General features: G+C 71.3%; 2 protein-coding genes. One reads left to right on the forward strand and one right to left on the reverse strand.

Annotated elements, in window-relative coordinates; genetic code table 11:
* Positions 1 to 1,468, reverse strand: a 1,468-nt coding sequence (miaB, locus tag DKT68_RS00105; protein WP_109815415.1) for a tRNA (N6-isopentenyl adenosine(37)-C2)-methylthiotransferase MiaB, incomplete at its 3' end; no start/stop codon positions are given.
* 56 nt (positions 1,469 to 1,524) lie between these two features.
* On the opposite strand from miaB, the gene DKT68_RS00110 reads away from it, so the two are divergent.
* Positions 1,525 to 1,756, forward strand: a 232-nt coding sequence (locus tag DKT68_RS00110) for a DUF2277 family protein (RefSeq protein WP_109815416.1), incomplete at its 3' end; no start/stop codon positions are given.

Genomic DNA, 1,756 nt, shown 5'->3' on the forward strand with positions numbered 1-1,756 from the left:
CGCCGATGGTGGGCAGGCCGAGCAGGACCCCCGGGGTACGGGGAGAGCGGCCCGCCTCGGCGGCGTCGCCGGCTCGGGTGCGGCGGTGCGACAGGGGCGCGCCGTCGGCGTTGAGGTGGTGCGGGGCGGCGTACGTCACCACGGTGTGCACGATGTCCCCCGGCCGGATCTGGTCGGCCAGCGATCCGGTTTCGGGCGTTCCGGTCGCGAAGTGCACCAGCCGACCGTCGCGGGCCCGGCCGGACATCCGCCCGGTCCGCTCGTCCTTACGCCCCTCACCGACCGCGACGAGCACCTCGACGGTCTCCCCCACCAGGCGCTTGTTCTCCGCCCAGGTGATCTCCTCGACGGTGGCGACCAGCCGCTCGTAGCGCTCCTGCACGACCTGCTTGGGCAGCTGGCCGTCCATCGTCGCGGCGGGGGTGCCCGGGCGCTTCGAGTACTGGAAGGTGAAGGCCGAGGAGAACCGGGCCTCGCGGACCACGTCCAGGGTGCGCTGGAAGTCGGCCTCGGTCTCGCCGGGGAAGCCGACGATGATGTCGGTGGTGATCGCCGCGTCCGGCATCGCCGCCCGGACCTTCTCGATGATCCCCAGGTAGCGCTCGGAGCGGTACGAGCGGCGCATCGCCCGGAGCACGTCGTCGGAGCCGGACTGCAACGGCATGTGCAGCGAGTGGCAGACGTTGGGCGTCTCGGCCATCGCGGCGATCACGTCGTCGGTGAAGTCCTTCGGGTGCGGGCTGGTGAACCGGACCCGCTCCAGCCCGTCGATGTCACCACAGGCCCGCAGCAGCTTGCCGAAGGCGTACCGCTCGCCGAACTCCACGCCGTAGGAGTTGACGTTCTGCCCGAGCAGGGTCACCTCCAGCACGCCCTCGTCGACCAGCGCGCGCACCTCGGACAGGATGTCGCCGGGGCGGCGGTCCTTCTCCTTGCCCCGCAGAGAGGGCACGATGCAGAACGTGCAGGTGTTGTTGCAGCCCACCGAGATCGAGACCCAGCCGGCGTACGTGGACTCGCGCCGGGTGGGCAGCGTGGACGGAAAGACGTCCAGCGACTCCAGGATCTCCACCTCGGCGGCGGCGTTGTGCCGGGCCCGCTCCAGCAGCACCGGCAGCGCACCGATGTTGTGCGTGCCGAAGACCACGTCCACCCAGGGCGCCTTGCGGACGATCTCGCCCCGGTCCTTCTGGGCCAGGCAGCCACCGACCGCGATCTGCATCCCCGGGTGCTTGTCCTTCACCGGGCGCAGATGACCGAGGTTGCCGTAGAGCCGGTTGTCGGCGTTCTCCCGCACCGCGCAGGTGTTGAAGACGACGACGTCCGGGGTGTCGTCGGCCTGGGGCGCGCGCACGTAGCCGGCCTGTTCGAGCAGGCCGGAGATGCGCTCGGAGTCGTGCACGTTCATCTGGCAGCCGTAGGTGCGCACCTGGTAGGTGCGCGGGCTGCCCGCCGCTGCGGTAGTCATGACCAGGACAGCGTATCCGGATCGGCCGGATCGCCCCGAACCGAGGAGCACACGACATGTGCCGGAGCATCAAGACCCTGCGTGAGCCGTTCACCCCGCAGGTGACCGACGCCGACATGGAGGCGGCGGCGCTGCAGTACGTCCGGAAGATCTCGGGCTTCCGGGCGCCCGCCGCGCACAACGCCGCCGCGTTCGACGCCGCGGTGGCCGCCGTGACCGCGGCCACCCGCACCCTGCTCGACCAGCTCGTGGTCAGGGGCGCCGGGTCCGCCGCCGCGGATGTGGGGT

The organism is Micromonospora acroterricola (genome assembly GCF_003172955.1).
GTDB lineage: Bacteria > Actinomycetota > Actinomycetes > Mycobacteriales > Micromonosporaceae > Micromonospora > Micromonospora acroterricola.